We start from the raw sequence: 16,984 nt of genomic DNA on the forward strand, positions 1-16,984 counted from the left end.
TAATCTGCAGCATCTTGACCAATAAACTGGTCAACCTAGGTGATAAACGGCTTTGTAAGGTGACATAACCAACCGATGAGTTGGTGCTACTTAGACATAACCAATATAACGTGCCATTAGAAGCACACTTGTTGTTTAAGTATTTGTTTACTGTTTACCATTTGGATTTCAGACATGTCATTACCACACGTAATTCTAACCGTTTTAAGTACACGCGATGCTACTGGTTACGATATCACAAAAGAATTCTCCGCAAGCATTGGTTACTTCTGGAAAGCTAGCCATCAACAAGTTTACCGCGAGCTAAATAAAATGGCTCAGAACGACCAGGTAACTTGCGTGCTTGAGCCTCAAGAAGGCAAACCTGATCGTAAAGTTTACTCTATCACTGATGCTGGCCGTGGCGCGCTAGGTGAATGGTTTGAACAACCAACTGCACACCCAACCGTTCGTGACGAGTTCTCAGCTAAGCTAATGGCTTGTGCTGTACAACCTTCTGACGCTTACCGTGTACAACTTGCTGAGCTAGTAGAAGAGTCTCGCAAACTGGTTTCTCACTACCGTGAAATCGAAGCAGCTTACTACGCAACGCCATCGACACTAGACAAGCAAGCACGCCTTGAGCGTCTAACACTTCGTCGTAACCTACTTATCCGTGAAGCATGGATTGTATGGGCTGAAGAAGTACTGCTTGAACTTGGCGCTCTAGCTTAAGTTAAGCTAGAAAAGCAAAAGGCTTGAACTCTATGAGTCCAAGCCTTTTTTGTATCTATAGGATTTGAAATGTTACTGCCAGAGGCTTTTTACAAGTGCTTAGGCTTTACTTCTTAGACTTTTCTTACAGCGCAGCGACTTGCGGACGAACACCTAGCGTATGGCAAAGTGCATAAGTCATTTCTGCACGGTTTAGCGTGTAGAAGTGGAAATCTTTCACACCTTCACGGCTCAGTGTACGAACCATATCAATTGCTTGGCTAGCACCAACAAGCTGACGAGTCGTTGGATCATCATCCAAACCTTCAAACTGCTTCGCCATCCAGCCCGGTACTTTTACGTTGTTCATCGCAGCAAAGCGAGATGCTTGCTTGAAGTTAGAAACCGGCAGAATGCCCGGTACAATCTCAACATCAACGCCAGCCGCTACACAGCGGTCACGAAAGCGTAGGTAGCTCTCTACATCAAAGAAGAACTGAGTGATGGCACGGTTGGCACCCGCATCCACTTTACGCTTTAGGTTAATAAGATCAGATTGAGCGCTTTTTGCTTCAGGGTGAACCTCAGGGAATGCCGCTACTGAGATATCAAAATCGTGGCGAGATTTAAGTAGCTCGACTAGGTCAGATGCGTACATCTCTGGCGCGCCGCCGCCTGCTGGAATATCACCACGTAGCGCAACAATACTCTCGATACCATTTGCCCAGTAATCGTCGGCAATTTGAATCAGCTCTTCACGGCTTGCATCAATACACGTTAGGTGCGGTGCAGCCACTAGGCCAGTTTGGTTTTTAATTTCTTTAATGATTGAGTGGGTACGGTCACGTTCACCCGAGTTTGCACCGTAAGTTACCGATACAAATTTTGGTTGAAGTGTTTTAAGGCGGTGAACAGAGTTCCACAGGGTCTCTTCCATCTTCTCACTGCTCGGTGGAAAAAACTCAAATGACACATTGATGTTGTCAGAAAGCTCAGCGATATTCTGATTTAAAGCGTCGATATGACTAGCGTGTGTGTATCCCATCTTACTCTCCCTGTGGCAAAAGCAACCACTAAAAACTCAAATCCTTAAACGACGTTTAGACGTCTATATGTCTGTAGAATGTATTGAATACGATTTAATGTCAACAGATCCATTATGAATTTTTCTCAAGTAGATCGTGAGTAAAACTCAAGTCGTTAGATGGGTCGCAAAGCAGAAATAATGTAGAAAAAAGGCTGAAAAACACATCGTGCTTTCAGCCTTATTTATCTTAGTGAATAGTATGCCATTTACGTACTAAAACAATTGATCTGAGTTTCAAACCAACCGATCTGAGTATCAGAACAGGCTAGACATTCTGTTTAAATCAGATTGAATTGCACCTGCCGTTACTTCACGACCGGCACCTGGGCCACGAATAACCAATGGATTATCTTTGTACCATTTGCTCTCAATCGCAAAGATGTTGTCGCAAGGCAACAAGTTCGCCAGAGCATGTTCTTTAGACAGTGCTTCAACGCCTACGGTTGCCTTACCGTTCTTCTCCAAACGCGCTACGTAACGCAGAACTTTCTGTTGAGAGTGCGCTTTCTCTAAACGCTCAGCCAGCTCTTCGCTCAGTACAGAAGCTTTGTCGAAGAAGTCATCCACAGATAGATCTTGCAGCTCTGCAGGTACGAGCGATTCCACTTTTACGTTTTCAGGTTCGATATCCAAACCAGATTCACGCGCCAGAATCACCAGCTTACGCATCACGTCTGAGCCATCTAGGTCAGCACGAGGGTCAGGTTCCGTAAGGCCTTGTTGCCATGCTAAGTCAACCAACTCGCTGAACGGCACGGTGCCATCAAACTGTTGGAACAACCAAGACAACGTGCCCGAGAAAATGCCAGACAACGCAATGATGTCATCGCCACTTTCACGTAGGTCACGTACCGTGTGGTTAATCGGCAATCCAGCACCCACTGTCGCGTTGTACAACCAATGACGGCTGATCTTAGCGAAAGCATCTTGTACTTGATGGTAATACTCGCTCGATGCAGAACCTGCCACCTTGTTCGCCGAGATTAGGTGAATACCTTGTTGTGCGATTTGCAGATACTTTGCTGCAAGCACTGGGCTCGCAGTCACATCCAGAACCACTGCTTCGTCATAACCTTGAATAGAGCCCAAACGCTCTAACCAGTCGTTACCATTGTTAGCAATAGATTCGTCGTCAAAGCGCTTACCTACCGAAGTCGCATCAATGCCTTGATCGTCGAACCAATAGGTTTGGCTATCAACCACGGCAACCAATTCAAAGTTCATTCCACGGCGCTTTTCAAGTTCCGCTTTTTGCTCAGCAAACAGGCTTAACCAGCTTGAACCAATATTGCCCTTACCACACAAGGCAATCGCAACACGCTTCTGCGCTTGGAACAGTTGAGAATGAATGCCTTTCACTAGACTGGATGTTTCACTCTTACGAATCACAGCCACCAAGCTTAAGCCTGAGTTCGCTTCTGAGATGAACTCAACCGGCGAGCTCTTAAGCTGCTGGTAGAAACCGTAGCAATGGTTAGGGTTCTTAGTCACACCCGCACCCACTGCAGCAATCAGAGAGAAACCTTCTTTTAGCTTAATCTCAGCTTCAATCGCATGGTCTTGGAGATATTCTAATGCACCACCAGCGATCTCTTCTGTGTAGGCAAGACGCAAACAGTGTTGATCCGGTTCAAGCTCATAAGCAAGCGGCTCAAGTTGAGCACGCTTAAGCCCTTCAAGCACTTCACTCTCTAGACGGTCGAAATCATGGCCGTGACCAAAGGTCAGTTGCACGATAAGCACTTCATCCAAAGAGGTAATGATTTTTGCGCCACGACCCGATGCCAGTACACGCTCGATCTGTGTAGAGCCCGCCTCCGGCTGATAGCTGCAGCGTAAGCTGAGATCCATAGCACTTTGAGCCACAGGCTGTAGCGTTCGGCTGTGAAGCACTGGAGCGGCAAGACGAGCCAATTCGCTGGCTTCATCAAGGCGAAGTAGAGGCAATAGACACGCATCTGAAACCAGACGAGGGTCAGCGCTGTAAACGCCTGCCACATCACTCCAAATCGTCACGCGTTCAACTTCAGCCAAAGCACCAATCACGGTTGCTGAGTAATCCGAACCGTTACGGCCAAGCAATACCGTTTCACCCTCGCAGTTCTGAGCCATAAAGCCCGTAATCACCACGCGGCAATGTGCATGCTGCGCCAAGGCTTCTTTGATCAAAGGGTAAGAACGTGCGCGGTCGACTTCGGGTTGAGCGCCCACTTCTGCACGTAAAAAGGCACGCGCATCTTGAGCAACCGCTTGTAAGTCATGCTGGCACAACAAAGCAGCGAGTAGACGTGAAGACCAAACCTCACCGTGTCCAAGCACTTTTGCTTTTTGTGCTTCGCTCAAGGGAGCCGTTAGCTCACCCAAAGCGGTAAATTCTTGTTGAATGGTTGCAGTAAGTTGTGCGGCTGATTCACCCTCAAGCAGTGCTTCAATCAGATCGAGTTGGAACTGACGAAGTACTTGTAGGCATTCATGGGCGATACGACCATCTTTGTCGAGCGCTTCAACAAATTCAATTAAACGGTTGGTTGTTTTGCCTGCTGCCGATACCACCACCAAATCAGTTGCTGATGAGTATTCTCTAAGAATGTTGACCACGCGCTGGTAACATTCAGGATTCGCTAAACTGCTGCCACCAAATTTATGTAGCTGGCGAAAGGTTGCCATTATTAACCCTCCCCTTCAGCGATAAAGCGCTGTGTTCTTTCAAACGCTTGCTTGAGGTCATCGATTAGGTCTTCTGCATCTTCAAGGCCAACAGATAGACGCAGTAGTTGCTGAGAAACACCCGCTTCTGCTAATGCTTCTTCGCCCATCGCGCGGTGAGTCATCGACGCAGGGTGACAAATCAGGCTTTCAACACCGCCCAATGATTCTGCCAAAGAAAACAGCTCTAACTTATCAACAAAGTATTTAAGCGCCTCGAATGAGCCCGCAAACTCAAAACTGAGCATGGAACCAAAGCCCGATTGCTGTTTCTTCGCGATATCATGACCCGGATGTTCAGGAAGGCTTGGGTGGTAAATAGTGCCAACAAGATCTTGTTGCTGCAGAGACGCTAGAATTTCACGTGAGCTTTCTTCGTGAACTCGCATACGCGCACCTAGCGTACGAATACCACGTAAAGTCATGTAGCTATCAAATGGTGTGCCGGTCGCACCAATACAGTTGCCCCACCATGCTAGCTCTTCAGCGTGTTCTTCTGTCTTAGTGACCACAACGCCACCAATAACATCTGAGTGTCCATTGATGTACTTAGTTGTAGAGTGGATAACAAAATCAGCACCCAGCTCTAAAGGCTTTTGGAACACAGGTGTCAAAAACGTGTTGTCGACAGCAACCAGAGCACCAACCTCTTTCGCTTTACGGCAAGTTTCTGCAATATCAACCACGCGAACCAGTGGATTCGATGGGGTTTCAATTAAGATCAACTTTGGCTTAAGCGCGAGCGCCGCATCCATCGCTGCTTGATCCGATTGATCAACGAACAGAACTTTGAAGTCACCTTTTAGCGAGCGAGTGTTAAACAGACGGTAAGTACCGCCGTAGCAATCGTGCGGTGCAATAATAAGATCATCGCCGCCTAAGAAAGCCGAAACCCATAAGTTAAGCGCCGAAGTACCACAGTTAGTCACAACCGCGCCTTTGCCTGATTCAAGCTCAAACAGTGCCGTCTCTAATAAACCGCGGTTTGGGTTACCAGAACGGGTGTAATCGTACTTTGGCACTTCACCAAAAGCGGGAAACCCATAGTTAGTCGAAAGATAAATGGGTGGGACAACGGCATGGTGTTGCGTGTCTGACTCGATACCAGTACGTACTGCGATTGTTGCTGGCTTCCGGCTGCTCATAGGTGCTTCCTTACAAGTTTTGCGTCTGAGAATCACAGCGGCTTGTCGGCATTTTGCGGCTGTGTTAGATATATGTTATTCACTTTACTTTCATAAACGTGAGACGTCAACACTTCTAGACGTCTATATGTCTTTGCTTATGGCAGTAAATCCCGCTAAAATCACCACTATTAATTTATTCTAACAACTAAAGTGATGAAGGTACGCAATGGCCGACTGGAATGGTGAATACATAAGCCCATATGCTGAGCATGGAAAGAAAAGCGAACAAGTAAAGAAAATTACAGTTTCTATCCCTCTAAAAGTGTTAAAGGTTCTTACTGACGAGCGTACTCGCCGCCAGATTAATAACCTACGCCATGCAACAAACAGTGAGCTACTGTGCGAAGCCTTTCTACATGCGTACACAGGCCAACCACTACCAACGGATGAAGACCTTCGTAAAGACCGCCCAGACGATATTCCTGCTGAAGTGAAAAAGCTGATGACAGAGATGGGTATCGAGTTCGAAGCGTTTGACGAAGAATAAAAACAACTCAGTCACTGCCTTCATTATTGATTCGCTCTAGCTGAACCTTATTTATCACATCGCGCATAGCTTTTTATGATTGCGCTGTGAATGATAGACATAAAAAAACCGACTCCAGATGAGTCGGTTTTTTATTATTCTTTTTGGCTCAATAGAGCAACAGCTATTAAGCCATATAGTTAGCAGGCATCTCGATACGAGCTACGCCAGATTCAACAGCCGCTTCCGCAACTGCTCGTGCTACGCGAGGAAGTAGACGTGGGTCCATTGGCTTAGGAATGATGTAACCCTTACCGAACTCCAGTGCAGTCTCGCCCGCAGCTGCTAGTACTTCAGCTGGAACTTCTTCTTTCGCCAGTTCACGAATCGCTTTAACCGCCGCTAGCTTCATTTCGTCATTAATTTCGCTCGCACGCACGTCTAGTGCACCACGGAAAATGAATGGGAAACAAAGTACGTTGTTTACTTGGTTAGGGTAATCACTGCGGCCTGTACCCATGATTAGGTCAGAACGAACTTCGTGTGCAAGCTCAGGCTTGATCTCTGGATCTGGGTTTGAACATGCAAACACAACAGGCTTATCAGCCATCAGCGTTAGTGCTTCAGCAGGCAGTAGATTCGGCCCCGATACACCCAAAAACAGGTCAGCGCCTTCGATAACATCTTCAAGCGTACGCTTATCAGTGTTATTTGCGAACAGCTCTTTGTATTCGTTTAGGTCATCACGACGAGTATGGATCACACCTTTACGGTCAAGCATGTAGATTTTTTCACGCTGAGCGCCACACTTAATCAGTAGTTCCATACAAGCAACCGCCGCTGCGCCAGCACCTAAACAAACGATCTTACACTCTTCAAGTTTCTTACCTTGAAGCTCGATCGCATTCAGCATACCCGCTGCCGTTACAATCGCTGTACCATGTTGGTCATCGTGGAATACCGGAACATCACAACGTTCAATCAGGCGACGTTCAATCTCAAAACAGTCTGGTGCTTTGATGTCTTCCAGGTTAATACCGCCGAATGTATCTGCGATATTCGCAACTGTATCAACGAACTCATCGATTGTGCGGTGTTTTACTTCAATATCGATAGAATCTAAACCAGCAAAACGCTTAAACAGGAGCGCTTTGCCTTCCATAACAGGTTTAGAAGCAATAGGGCCAAGGTTACCTAGGCCAAGAATCGCTGTACCGTTAGAGATAACTGCAACCATGTTGCCTTTACCTGTGTACTTATAAACGTTATCAACGTTCTGTGCGATCTCGCGAACAGGCTCAGCCACGCCTGGGCTGTATGCAAGTGCTAGGTCTTCTGCAGAGTTTGCAGGCTTCGTCAGTTCTACGGCAATTTTGCCTGGAATTGGGAACTCATGGTAATCAAGAGCTTGCTGACGGAATTGTTCTTGAGGTGATAATTCTTGAGAGGATTGAGCTTGGCTGCTGTCTTCAGACATAGGTGTAGGTTCCTAGGATATTATTATTTGGGGGATCTTGTTCATGTTAATGGATGTACTTCAAAGTTCCTAGGTGGTTGAAGCCTCTGTCTCATTAAAAAACGAGATTTCACTACTAATAAGACCAGTGAGCAGTTGAAATTACTATCGCTTGTTGAAGTTTCGTGCTGAATTTTGGTGAAGAGAGATACGCAAGGAATTGCCCTGAAATTGAATAGAGAGGCAACTTATCGTTGGGTGAGAGTGATGCTTGAATAGAAGTCAGTGCTTTCTCAAATTACAGGCAACAAAAAAGGACACCGAAGTGTCCTTTTTCATGTCTAAATAGCGAGAATTACTTCTTGCTAGAAAGAGCACCGAAACGCTTGTTGAAGCGATCAACACGGCCGCCAGTATCTACGATACGTTGCTTACCAGTGTAGAACGGGTGACATTTGTCACATACGTCTAGGTGGATTGATTCTTTTGCTAGCGTTGAGTTGAACTCAAATGTGTTGCCGCAAGAACAAGTTGCAGTAACTGCTTTGTATTCTGGGTGGATTCCAGCTTTCATGGGATAACCTCAAGTAGGCCGTGTCGCTATACGATTCTAAGCCGCACACCACACGTAGTTTAAAAAAAGAAATAAAGACACCGCATCGACACAAAAGAGTGATGAAGCCATACCTTTAAGGCGCAGTATAGTAATGAATCTATAAAGCAGGATCAACTGATTTGATACATTTTTCGCCAATATCGGCGTTATTTCCTTTGCTGGCTGTGATTCTTGGCTTGGCCCCAACCTCACCCGCTTCTCTGCCACATCACATTCAAACTGCTTCTCGAATTTAACCGCCTTATCCTTTAGACTGTTCGCTCTCGTCAATTCAGATAAAGCCGTCCCTTTATGCGTCCAATGATTGCCCGTGTGGCGCTGCCTGTTCCACTCGACAAGCAGTTCGATTACAAGATTCCAAACCACCTATTCCCGATTATTGGTGGTCGCGTCTCTGTGCCTTTTGGACGACAAACCTTAACTGGGATTGTCACGGCTCTGGTTAACGAATCAGAATTCGAGCTAGATAAGCTCAAGCCAATAAAAGCGCTATTGGATAACCAACCTGTTTGGCCGGAATCTGTCTATTCACTGTTAATGTGGTGCAGTCAGTTTTATCAGTACCCTCTTGGCGAAACCTTTGCTAACGCCCTTCCGAGCGCTCTAAGAAAAGGCAAAGCCGCCGACTTCGCGACGCTGGTTGAGTGGCAGTTAACGCCATCAGGCAAAGACCAACTGATGCAAGGTTTTGGTCGCGCGGTCAAGCAAGCCAAAGTGATGCACATGCTTGAACACGGCCCGGTTCCTCATCAAGATTTCATTGATGAAGAAGTTGGCAGCGCCGTACTCAAAACGCTAGAAGAGAAAGGCTGGATTGAATCGGTAGAGAAAAAGCCGAAGCGCCAACCTTGGCCAGTTGAACTTGAGAATGACCAAGACAAACCTAAGCTCAATGCCGAACAAGCCATCGCGATTGCGACCGTAAATAGCCAAACCGACTTTGGTTGTTTCCTGTTAGAGGGCGTTACTGGCTCAGGTAAGACCGAGGTTTACCTGAATATGATTAAGCCGATTCTCGATCAAGGTAAACAAGCGTTAGTGCTCGTGCCCGAGATTGGTCTCACTCCTCAAACGATTAACCGCTTTAAGCGACGCTTTAATGTGCCTGTTGAGGTTATCCACTCAGGTTTAAACGATTCAGAACGCCTGAATGCGTGGTTATCGGCGCGCGATAAAATAGCAGGCATCGTGATTGGTACCCGTTCAGCTCTGTTCACGCCATTTGCTGACCTAGGTATTATCATTGTCGATGAAGAACACGACGCGTCTTATAAACAGCAAGATAGCCTGCGCTACCACGCTCGTGATGTGGCGATCATGCGTGCGCACAAAGCGCAGATCCCGGTTGTGTTAGGCTCTGCAACTCCAGCATTTGAAACACTGCACAACGCTCAAATAGGTAAATACAGTTATCTCACCCTGACTTCACGTGCGGGTGTCGCACTGCCGACCACCAATAAGGTGTTGGATGTTAAAGGTGAATATCTAGAAAGTGGCCTGTCTGCGTCGTTAATTGCAGAGATGCAAAGACACCTCAAAGCAGGCAACCAAGTGATGCTGTTCCTCAATCGCCGAGGGTTTTCTCCGGCATTGATGTGTCACGATTGTGGTTGGACAGCCGAGTGTAAACGTTGTGATGCTTACTACACCTATCACCAATACAGTAATGAGATGCGCTGCCACCACTGTGGCTCTCAGCAGCATATCGTGCACAACTGCCAAGGTTGTGGGTCTGTGAACTTGGTGACCGTGGGTGTCGGTACCGAGCAGTTAGAAGCTCAACTTGGTCAACTATTCCCGGAATACAAAACCATTCGTATTGACCGCGACAGCACCCGCCGTAAAGGCAGCTTAGAAAGCGCGCTCGAGTCGATTCGTAAGGGTGAATTCCAAATTCTTATCGGCACGCAGATGCTTGCTAAGGGTCACCATTTCCCTGACGTGACACTTGTGGCGTTATTGGATGTGGATGGCTCTTTATATAGTAGTGACTTCCGTGCCTCTGAACGTCTTGCCCAGCTATTCATCCAAGTAGCGGGACGCGCAGGACGAGCAAGCAAACCCGGTGAAGTGATCTTACAGACTCACCACCCAGAACATGGGTTGTTGCAAGCCTTGCTACACAAAGACTATAACCACTTTGCTCAGACGGCGCTGGCAGAACGTAAGCAGGCAATGTTACCGCCCTATACCTTTATGACGCTGTTTAGAGCAGAAGCCAATGACACTCGCTTGGTGGAAGAGTTCTTGCGTCAGGTTCGTCACACATTGGAATCGCACCCGCTGTTTGACCAATATTGCATGGTGTTAGGGCCAACCCCGGCTCCGTTAGCAAAACGAGCGGGCAAATCGCGCTGGCAGTTAATCTTACAAACTCAGACGCGCTCGTTAATGCAGAAGCTATTGATGAGTGCCAAGCCGGCCATCAATATGTTACCTGCTGCGAAAAAAGTTCGCTGGTCACTCGATATTGAGCCGCAAGATTTGAGTTAAACCCACTTGGGTTAAAACTAATGATAAGTTTGTTCACAAATATTTCATATTTCTCGTGAGCAACTTCACACTAGTCATGTGATTTTTGTTAATCTAGCCGTAACTTTACACGGATTAAACGAATAAAATATTGCAATAAAAAAAGTGTTAGCAACACTTTCATAATATCTATTCGATTACATTTATTATTCACGCCTTAGATGCTTAGGCGGCAAAGGAACTTAAAAGAGGGTTTAATTTATGGCGACAATGAAGGATGTTGCCCAGCTAGCAGGCGTCTCAACAGCCACGGTATCACGTGCATTGATGAACCCTGAGAAAGTCTCAGTTTCGACTCGCAAACGAGTGGAAACAGCAGTACTTGAAGCTGGATACTCACCCAATACATTAGCTAGAAACTTACGTCGCAACGAATCAAAAACCATCATCACTATTGTTCCTGATATCTGTGACCCTTATTTCGCCGAGATCATTCGTGGTATCGAAGATGCCGCAGTAGAAAATGATTACCTTGTTCTACTGGGTGATAGCGGCCAGCAAAAGAAGCGCGAGTCTTCGTTTGTTAACTTAGTTTTCACCAAACAAGCCGACGGCATGTTGCTCCTGGGTACTGACCATCCGTTTGATGTCAGCAAACCTGAACAAAAGAATTTACCGCCGATGGTAATGGCGTGTGAGTTTGCCCCTGAGCTTGAACTGCCTACGGTACACATCGATAACCTGACCTCTGCCTTTGAAGCGGTGAACTACCTAGCTCAGTTAGGTCATAAGCGTATTGCTCAAATTTCAGGACCAGTATCGGCAACACTGTGTAAGTTCCGCCAACAAGGCTACCAGCAAGCGCTGCGTCGCGCTGGAGTCTCAATGAATCCAGCCTATAGCACGGTCGGTGACTTCACCTTTGAAGCGGGCGCTCAAGCGGTTCGTCAATTACTGGCACTTCCTGAACAACCTACAGCTATCTTCTGTCACAACGATGCGATGGCGATTGGTGCGATTCAAGAAACGAAGAAGCTGGGCTTGCGCGTTCCTCAAGACCTATCGATTGTCGGCTTCGATGACATCCAATTCGCTCAATACTGCGATCCACCGCTAACCACCATTTCTCAGCCTCGTTATGAGATTGGACGCCAAGCGATGTTGATGATGCTTGATCTATTAAAAGGCAACGATGTGCAAGCAGGTTCGCGTCTGCTTGAAGCTAAATTAGTGGTTCGAGGCAGTACAGCGCCACCTCGAATATAACCCTTAGAAATACCCTTATAAATCTGCGGCACATTTTGATGTGCCGCTTCCATTTCTGCACTATTATCCTCGCGCAATCTGGATTACCATGAGGGCAGAATCAGCAACTATTGAATTGTCTTGTGGCTAATAGAGATTATGTAAAGCGCGGTCGTGGCACGAAAAAACCGACCAAAAAACAAGCCCCTCGCCGTAAACCTTGGCGCAGTGGTCTTTTGGCGATCCTCCTTGCCGGTGGTTTTGGTTACGGACTTTACCTATTGAGTAATGATCCTGAGCCGCCTGCACCAACGCCTGTGGCAACCAAACCAAAACCTAAGCCAAAACCAGCGAAAGTGATTCCGCCGCCTCCTGAAGAGAAGTGGGACTACGTTGAAACGCTGCCAAGCCGCGAGATTGAAGTAAAAGCCAAAGAGCAACAGATCTCTAAGATCCCTTACATCATGCAGTGTGGCGCTTACAAAACCTCGTCGCAGGCAGAAGCACGTAAGTTGGATATTGCCTTCCAAGGTATCTCAAGTGAGATCCGCAAGAAAGATGGCAGTAGCTGGTACCGTGTGGTTTTAGGGCCATACAAGTTGAAGCGTGACGCAGAACGCGATCGCCATAAGCTGCAACGAGCGAAAATTGAACCTTGCGCTATTTGGAAAGACGGGTCTTAATCAACTCAATATATAATAGGGGGAAGAGGATTCCCCCTATTGCTGTTTGAAAGCGTTCAATAGTTCATCGCACAAGCAATAAGTATGTTAATCAAAAGAGTGCGTTTTAACGAAACTGAGGTACTTGTTCGTAGTACTCAAGCCCAAAGTCAGTCAGGTAGACCTGCTCCTTATTTATCTCGATGTAACCAAAAAAATCCAAGTGCGCTAAAACGTTAGGAAATGGACGTTTAAGAAAAACGTTGACCGAGTTTTTTAGATGTTCTGTTGAACACTCGCCCGCCTCCTGATACATCAGATGATGCAGTATAGACAGCTCATCCAGATCCATATCTCTATTAAAAAAACTGATATTGTCACTATTCATCACACTACTCCTTATGCAGTGAATACCACTGATTAGTGAACATCATTCCTTATAAATCAAACAAAAAGTGTTAACCATTTCACGTTAGAAATTTGTTTTATCTTTTTTTATATTTATCACAAACTATTAACCCACCAACCCTTGCCACACATAGGCTCAACAGGTAATGGATATTTGAAATAACTGGTAACATTTAGTTTTTTTGATATGACATACCATTAAAAGTGGCACTTGAATTCATGATAGTGGAGCCACATATAAGTAGTAACCATAAATAATAATCAAAAGAGGTCGACTCGTGACTACCATTGTATCTGTACGTCGTAATAATAAAGTCGTCATCGCGGGTGATGGACAAGTATCTCTGGGCAATACAGTAATGAAGGGCAACGCCCGTAAAGTACGTCGCCTATACAACAACAAAGTACTGGCCGGTTTTGCTGGCGGTACGGCTGATGCTTTCACGCTATTCGAAAAATTTGAAAGCAAGCTGCAAATGCACCAAGGCCATCTCACCAAAGCGGCAGTTGAGCTAGCGAAGGATTGGCGAAGCGACCGTGCTCTACGTAAGTTAGAAGCACTGTTAGCAGTAGCGGATGAGACCGCTTCACTGATCATCACAGGTAACGGTGACGTAGTTCAACCTGAGAACGACCTGATTGCGATCGGTTCGGGCGGAAACTTCGCTCAAGCAGCCGCTACTGCACTATTAGAAAATACTGATTTAGATGCGCGTGAAATCGCAGAGAAGTCGCTGAACATTGCAGGCGACATCTGTGTCTTCACCAACCATCACCACACTATTGAAGAACTAGAAAGCACCGTTGAACTGCCAAAGCCAGAGTAACTACCGCTTCCATCAATAACGTTGTATTCAACAGTGATTAAAGAATTAAGGAAAAACCATGTCTGAGATGACTCCTCGCGAAATTGTTCACGAACTCAATCGCCACATTATCGGCCAAGACAACGCTAAGCGCTCAGTGGCTATCGCTCTTCGTAACCGCTGGCGCCGTATGCAGCTTGAAGAAAGCCTACGTGTTGAAGTATCACCAAAAAACATCCTGATGATTGGCCCAACGGGTGTAGGTAAAACTGAAATCGCTCGCCGCCTAGCGAAATTAGCAAACGCGCCTTTCATCAAGGTAGAAGCGACTAAGTTCACCGAAGTGGGTTACGTTGGTAAAGAAGTTGAAACCATCATCCGTGATCTAACGGACGTTGCGATCAAGATGACGCACCAACAAGCGATGGAAAAAGTACAATACCGCGCTGAAGAACAAGCTGAAGAACGCATTCTTGATGCCCTTCTACCACCAGCGCGTGATGCTTGGGGTCAGAACGAGCAATCAACTGAAGACACAACCTCTTCAAACACTCGTCAGATTTTCCGCAAGAAACTGCGTGAAGGTAAGCTAGATGACAAAGAGATTGAAGTTGATGTAGCCGCACCGCAAATGGGCGTTGAAATCATGTCACCTCCAGGCATGGAAGAGATGACAAACCAGCTGCAAGGCATGTTCCAAAACCTAGCGGGCGACACCAAGAAAAAGCGTAAGATGAAAATCAAAGACGCATTCAAAGCACTGACGGAAGAAGAAGCTGCGAAGCTTGTGAACCAAGAAGAGCTGAAAGAGAACGCGATCTTCAACGCTGAAAACAACGGCATCGTATTCATCGATGAGATCGACAAAATCTGTAAGCGTGGCGACAGTTCAGGCCCAGATGTATCTCGCGAAGGTGTTCAGCGTGACCTACTGCCTCTTATCGAAGGCAGCACAGTATCAACCAAGCACGGTATGGTTAAAACTGACCACATCTTGTTTATCACATCAGGCGCATTCCAAGTGGCTAAGCCATCTGACCTGATCCCTGAGCTACAAGGTCGTCTACCAATCCGCGTAGAACTTGAAGCACTATCAGCACATGACTTCAAACGCATCCTAACTGAGCCAAAAGCATCTCTAACAGAGCAATACATTGCCCTAATGAAAACAGAAGATGTCAACATTGAGTTCACTGAAGATGGCATCAACCAGATTGCGGACGCAGCATGGCGCGTAAACGAAACCACTGAGAACATCGGTGCGCGTCGTCTACACACAGTGATGGAGCGTCTAATGGATGAGATTTCATTCGAAGCAACAGACAAAGCTGGCAGCAAGCTAGTGATTGATGAAGCTTACGTAACATCGAAACTTGGCGAATTCGTTGAAGACGAAGACCTAAGCCGCTTCATCCTGTAGCACACCAAACTCTAACTTATTGCTCTATCTCAAAGAAATAGCAGCTAATAAGCGAATTCAAGGCCCACTTTCGAGTGGGCTTTTTATTACCCGAAAAATGGGCGTATACTCAAATCACAGTATGAAACGAAGACTTACAAAGAATTAGACCTACGATGAAACAATCTCTACTGATCTGGCTTGATGCCGCACGACCAAAAACTCTGCCTCTCGCACTTGTCTCTATTCTTACAGGAAGTAGTTTAGCGTTCGCCGGTGGTCAGTTTTCTTTATCGATAGCCCTACTGGCATTTTTAACCGCCACCCTATTACAGATTTTATCGAACCTAGCCAATGACTATGGCGACGCCGTAAAAGGCACAGACAACGAAAATCGTCTGGGGCCAACACGTGCCATGCAATCTGGCGCGGTAACAGCGAAAACCATGAAGCAAGCGATCATCCTCAACATCGTGTTTACTATGGTCGCTGGGCTGATTCTTATTTTTCATGCCTTAACCTCGATTGAAAGTATCTTATCTTTCATTGCGTTAGGCATATTAGCCATTGTTGCTGCCATCGCTTATACCGTCGGTAATAAGCCTTATGGCTATATTGGCCTTGGCGACTTATCGGTATTTATCTTCTTCGGTTTATTAGGTGTTTCAGGGACTTACTTCTTGCACACTGGCCATGTTGAACCAAGCCTATTCCTTCCGGCATTGGGCTGTGGCTTGATGGCGGTTGCGGTACTCAATATCAACAACATGCGTGATATCGAAAACGACAGCGAATGTGGTAAGCGCACCATGGCGGTTCGCCTAGGACAACGCAAAGCCAAACACTATCATTTTGCTCTGCTTGGCCTCGCCCTTGCGTCTTTCGCTATCTACCTGCTTATTCAAGAAAAGCCGGTCTGGATCAGCCTGCCGTTTTTGCTGAGCATTATTATTGTTTACAAGCATGGCAAAGCCGTTTGGGAAACCGAAAAGCCAGCGCAAATTGCACCAATGATGCCCGTGATTGTGAAATGCTCACTGGTCACTAACCTATTGTTTGCAGGGGTTGTCGTAGCTCAAACTCTATTGAGTTAAATGAGACTAATCATTGCAAAGGGATCAAGCGCCGATATACTCAAAGTAAGCTCATTGTTCAAAAGGTATACTAATGGAATACAACACTTCAGCACTGTGCGACATATATTTGGATCAAGTTGATGTCGTGGAGCCAATGTTCAGCAACTTCGGTGGACGTGCATCCTTCGCAGGACAGAGCACGACATTAAAGTGTTTTGAAGACAACGCTTTGATTCGCTCTGTACTAGAGCAAGACGGTCTGGGGCGTGTGTTGTTAATCGATGGGGGCGGCTCACTACGTAAAGCGCTGATCGATGCTGAGATAGCCCTACTTGCCGAAGACAATGAGTGGGAAGGGATTGTGGTTTACGGGTGCGTTCGTGAAGTCGATGAGCTTGAAGACATGAACCTAGGTATCCAAGCCTTGGCTTCTATCCCTGTTGGTGCGAGCCAAGAAGGTGTCGGTGAATTAGACGTTCCAGTGAACTTTGGCAGCGTGACCTTCTTACCTGAAGATTACCTCTACGCAGACAACACTGGCATCATTCTTTCTGCCGAACCTCTAGATGTAGAACTCGATTTGGATGTCGAGGAAGAAGACGTCGAGTAACTCTCACTCAGCTTCAAATAATAAAACAAATCATAAGAACACAATCGAGTAGGAGGAGGCCTCACGGCCTCCGTCCTCTCACACCACCGTACAAG

Annotated in this window: 15 protein-coding genes; 9 read left to right on the plus strand and 6 right to left on the minus strand. The window is 46.4% G+C overall.

Annotated features, from left to right (window positions below; translation table 11 throughout):
* Positions 1 to 174: 174 nt before the first annotated feature.
* Complete coding sequence (locus tag AB6E52_RS13505) at positions 175 to 714, plus strand: PadR family transcriptional regulator (RefSeq protein WP_017061141.1); 540 nt, start codon at positions 175 to 177, stop codon at positions 712 to 714.
* Between the two features lie 124 nt (positions 715 to 838).
* Here AB6E52_RS13505 and metF read toward each other — a convergent pair whose 3' ends face one another.
* The 3 genes from metF to AB6E52_RS13520 form a co-directional block, all read right to left on the minus strand.
* Positions 839 to 1,738: a methylenetetrahydrofolate reductase gene (metF, locus tag AB6E52_RS13510; RefSeq protein WP_004729683.1), complete on the minus strand. Its 900-nt coding sequence runs from the start codon at positions 1,736 to 1,738 to the stop codon at positions 839 to 841.
* 297 nt (positions 1,739 to 2,035) lie between these two features.
* Positions 2,036 to 4,447 (minus strand): bifunctional aspartate kinase/homoserine dehydrogenase II, encoded by a 2,412-nt coding sequence (locus AB6E52_RS13515; RefSeq protein WP_102320004.1) that lies wholly within the window; start codon positions 4,445 to 4,447, stop codon positions 2,036 to 2,038.
* Between the two features lie 2 nt (positions 4,448 to 4,449).
* Entirely contained in the window at positions 4,450 to 5,631 is a 1,182-nt protein-coding gene (locus AB6E52_RS13520; RefSeq protein ID WP_102320005.1) for an O-succinylhomoserine (thiol)-lyase, read from the minus strand.
* 208 nt (positions 5,632 to 5,839) lie between these two features.
* Here AB6E52_RS13520 and metJ point away from each other — a divergent pair, with 208 nt between their 5' ends.
* A complete protein-coding gene (gene metJ / locus AB6E52_RS13525; RefSeq protein ID WP_004415993.1) occupies positions 5,840 to 6,160 on the plus strand; it encodes a met regulon transcriptional regulator MetJ in 321 nt (106 codons plus the stop codon).
* A gap of 166 nt (positions 6,161 to 6,326) precedes the next feature.
* Here the strand turns inward: metJ and AB6E52_RS13530 are convergent, their stop codons facing one another.
* Both AB6E52_RS13530 and rpmE read right to left on the minus strand, forming a co-directional pair.
* A complete protein-coding gene (locus tag AB6E52_RS13530; protein WP_017061144.1) occupies positions 6,327 to 7,616 on the minus strand; it encodes a malic enzyme-like NAD(P)-binding protein in 1,290 nt (429 codons plus the stop codon).
* A gap of 334 nt (positions 7,617 to 7,950) precedes the next feature.
* Complete coding sequence (gene rpmE / locus AB6E52_RS13535) at positions 7,951 to 8,169, minus strand: 50S ribosomal protein L31 (RefSeq protein ID WP_004737142.1); 219 nt, start codon at positions 8,167 to 8,169, stop codon at positions 7,951 to 7,953.
* A gap of 333 nt (positions 8,170 to 8,502) precedes the next feature.
* Here rpmE and priA point away from each other — a divergent pair, with 333 nt between their 5' ends.
* The 3 genes from priA (at position 8,503) to AB6E52_RS13550 (ending at position 12,611) form a co-directional block, all read left to right on the plus strand.
* Positions 8,503 to 10,704, plus strand: a complete 2,202-nt coding sequence (priA, locus tag AB6E52_RS13540; protein WP_102320007.1) for a primosomal protein N' — start codon at positions 8,503 to 8,505, stop codon at positions 10,702 to 10,704.
* Positions 10,705 to 10,944: 240 nt separating this feature from the next.
* A complete protein-coding gene (gene cytR / locus AB6E52_RS13545) occupies positions 10,945 to 11,949 on the plus strand; it encodes a DNA-binding transcriptional regulator CytR (protein WP_017061147.1) in 1,005 nt (334 codons plus the stop codon).
* Between the two features lie 122 nt (positions 11,950 to 12,071).
* The gene (locus AB6E52_RS13550) at positions 12,072 to 12,611 is read left to right on the plus strand and encodes an SPOR domain-containing protein (protein WP_017061148.1); all 540 of its coding nucleotides are present in this window, start codon (positions 12,072 to 12,074) and stop codon (positions 12,609 to 12,611) included.
* Between the two features lie 106 nt (positions 12,612 to 12,717).
* Here the strand turns inward: AB6E52_RS13550 and AB6E52_RS13555 are convergent, their stop codons facing one another.
* A complete protein-coding gene (locus tag AB6E52_RS13555; protein ID WP_017061149.1) occupies positions 12,718 to 12,978 on the minus strand; it encodes a hypothetical protein in 261 nt (86 codons plus the stop codon).
* 298 nt (positions 12,979 to 13,276) lie between these two features.
* On the opposite strand from AB6E52_RS13555, the gene hslV reads away from it, so the two are divergent.
* The 4 genes from hslV (at position 13,277) to rraA (ending at position 16,889) form a co-directional block, all read left to right on the plus strand.
* Positions 13,277 to 13,825, plus strand: a complete 549-nt coding sequence (hslV, locus tag AB6E52_RS13560; protein WP_004729692.1) for an ATP-dependent protease subunit HslV — start codon at positions 13,277 to 13,279, stop codon at positions 13,823 to 13,825.
* 58 nt (positions 13,826 to 13,883) lie between these two features.
* Positions 13,884 to 15,224: an HslU--HslV peptidase ATPase subunit gene (hslU, locus tag AB6E52_RS13565; protein ID WP_017061150.1), complete on the plus strand. Its 1,341-nt coding sequence runs from the start codon at positions 13,884 to 13,886 to the stop codon at positions 15,222 to 15,224.
* Positions 15,225 to 15,379: 155 nt separating this feature from the next.
* Positions 15,380 to 16,297 (plus strand): 1,4-dihydroxy-2-naphthoate polyprenyltransferase, encoded by a 918-nt coding sequence (locus AB6E52_RS13570; protein ID WP_017061151.1) that lies wholly within the window; start codon positions 15,380 to 15,382, stop codon positions 16,295 to 16,297.
* Between the two features lie 73 nt (positions 16,298 to 16,370).
* Positions 16,371 to 16,889, plus strand: coding sequence for a ribonuclease E activity regulator RraA (rraA, locus tag AB6E52_RS13575; RefSeq protein ID WP_102320008.1), 519 nt, complete (start codon positions 16,371 to 16,373; stop codon positions 16,887 to 16,889).
* Positions 16,890 to 16,984 lie beyond the last annotated feature (95 nt).

Source organism: Vibrio sp. 10N.247.311.13, assembly GCF_041467595.1.
GTDB classification, from domain to species: Bacteria; Pseudomonadota; Gammaproteobacteria; order Enterobacterales; family Vibrionaceae; genus Vibrio; species Vibrio crassostreae_C.

What these genes read in the sequence shown, in the direction of transcription:
- AB6E52_RS13530 (WP_017061144.1), bottom strand. Translation starts at nt 7,616, where the DNA reads ATGTCTGAAGACAGCAGCCAAGCTCAATCCTCTCAAGAATTATCACCT.
- priA (WP_102320007.1), top strand. Translation starts at nt 8,503, where the DNA reads ATGCGTCCAATGATTGCCCGTGTGGCGCTGCCTGTTCCACTCGACAAG.
- AB6E52_RS13520 (WP_102320005.1), bottom strand. Translation starts at nt 5,631, where the DNA reads ATGAGCAGCCGGAAGCCAGCAACAATCGCAGTACGTACTGGTATCGAG.
- metJ (WP_004415993.1), top strand. Translation starts at nt 5,840, where the DNA reads ATGGCCGACTGGAATGGTGAATACATAAGCCCATATGCTGAGCATGGA.
- AB6E52_RS13570 (WP_017061151.1), top strand. Translation starts at nt 15,380, where the DNA reads ATGAAACAATCTCTACTGATCTGGCTTGATGCCGCACGACCAAAAACT.
- AB6E52_RS13555 (WP_017061149.1), bottom strand. Translation starts at nt 12,978, where the DNA reads ATGAATAGTGACAATATCAGTTTTTTTAATAGAGATATGGATCTGGAT.
- cytR (WP_017061147.1), top strand. Translation starts at nt 10,945, where the DNA reads ATGGCGACAATGAAGGATGTTGCCCAGCTAGCAGGCGTCTCAACAGCC.
- AB6E52_RS13515 (WP_102320004.1), bottom strand. Translation starts at nt 4,447, where the DNA reads ATGGCAACCTTTCGCCAGCTACATAAATTTGGTGGCAGCAGTTTAGCG.
- rraA (WP_102320008.1), top strand. Translation starts at nt 16,371, where the DNA reads ATGGAATACAACACTTCAGCACTGTGCGACATATATTTGGATCAAGTT.
- hslU (WP_017061150.1), top strand. Translation starts at nt 13,884, where the DNA reads ATGTCTGAGATGACTCCTCGCGAAATTGTTCACGAACTCAATCGCCAC.
- rpmE (WP_004737142.1), bottom strand. Translation starts at nt 8,169, where the DNA reads ATGAAAGCTGGAATCCACCCAGAATACAAAGCAGTTACTGCAACTTGT.
- AB6E52_RS13505 (WP_017061141.1), top strand. Translation starts at nt 175, where the DNA reads ATGTCATTACCACACGTAATTCTAACCGTTTTAAGTACACGCGATGCT.
- metF (WP_004729683.1), bottom strand. Translation starts at nt 1,738, where the DNA reads ATGGGATACACACACGCTAGTCATATCGACGCTTTAAATCAGAATATC.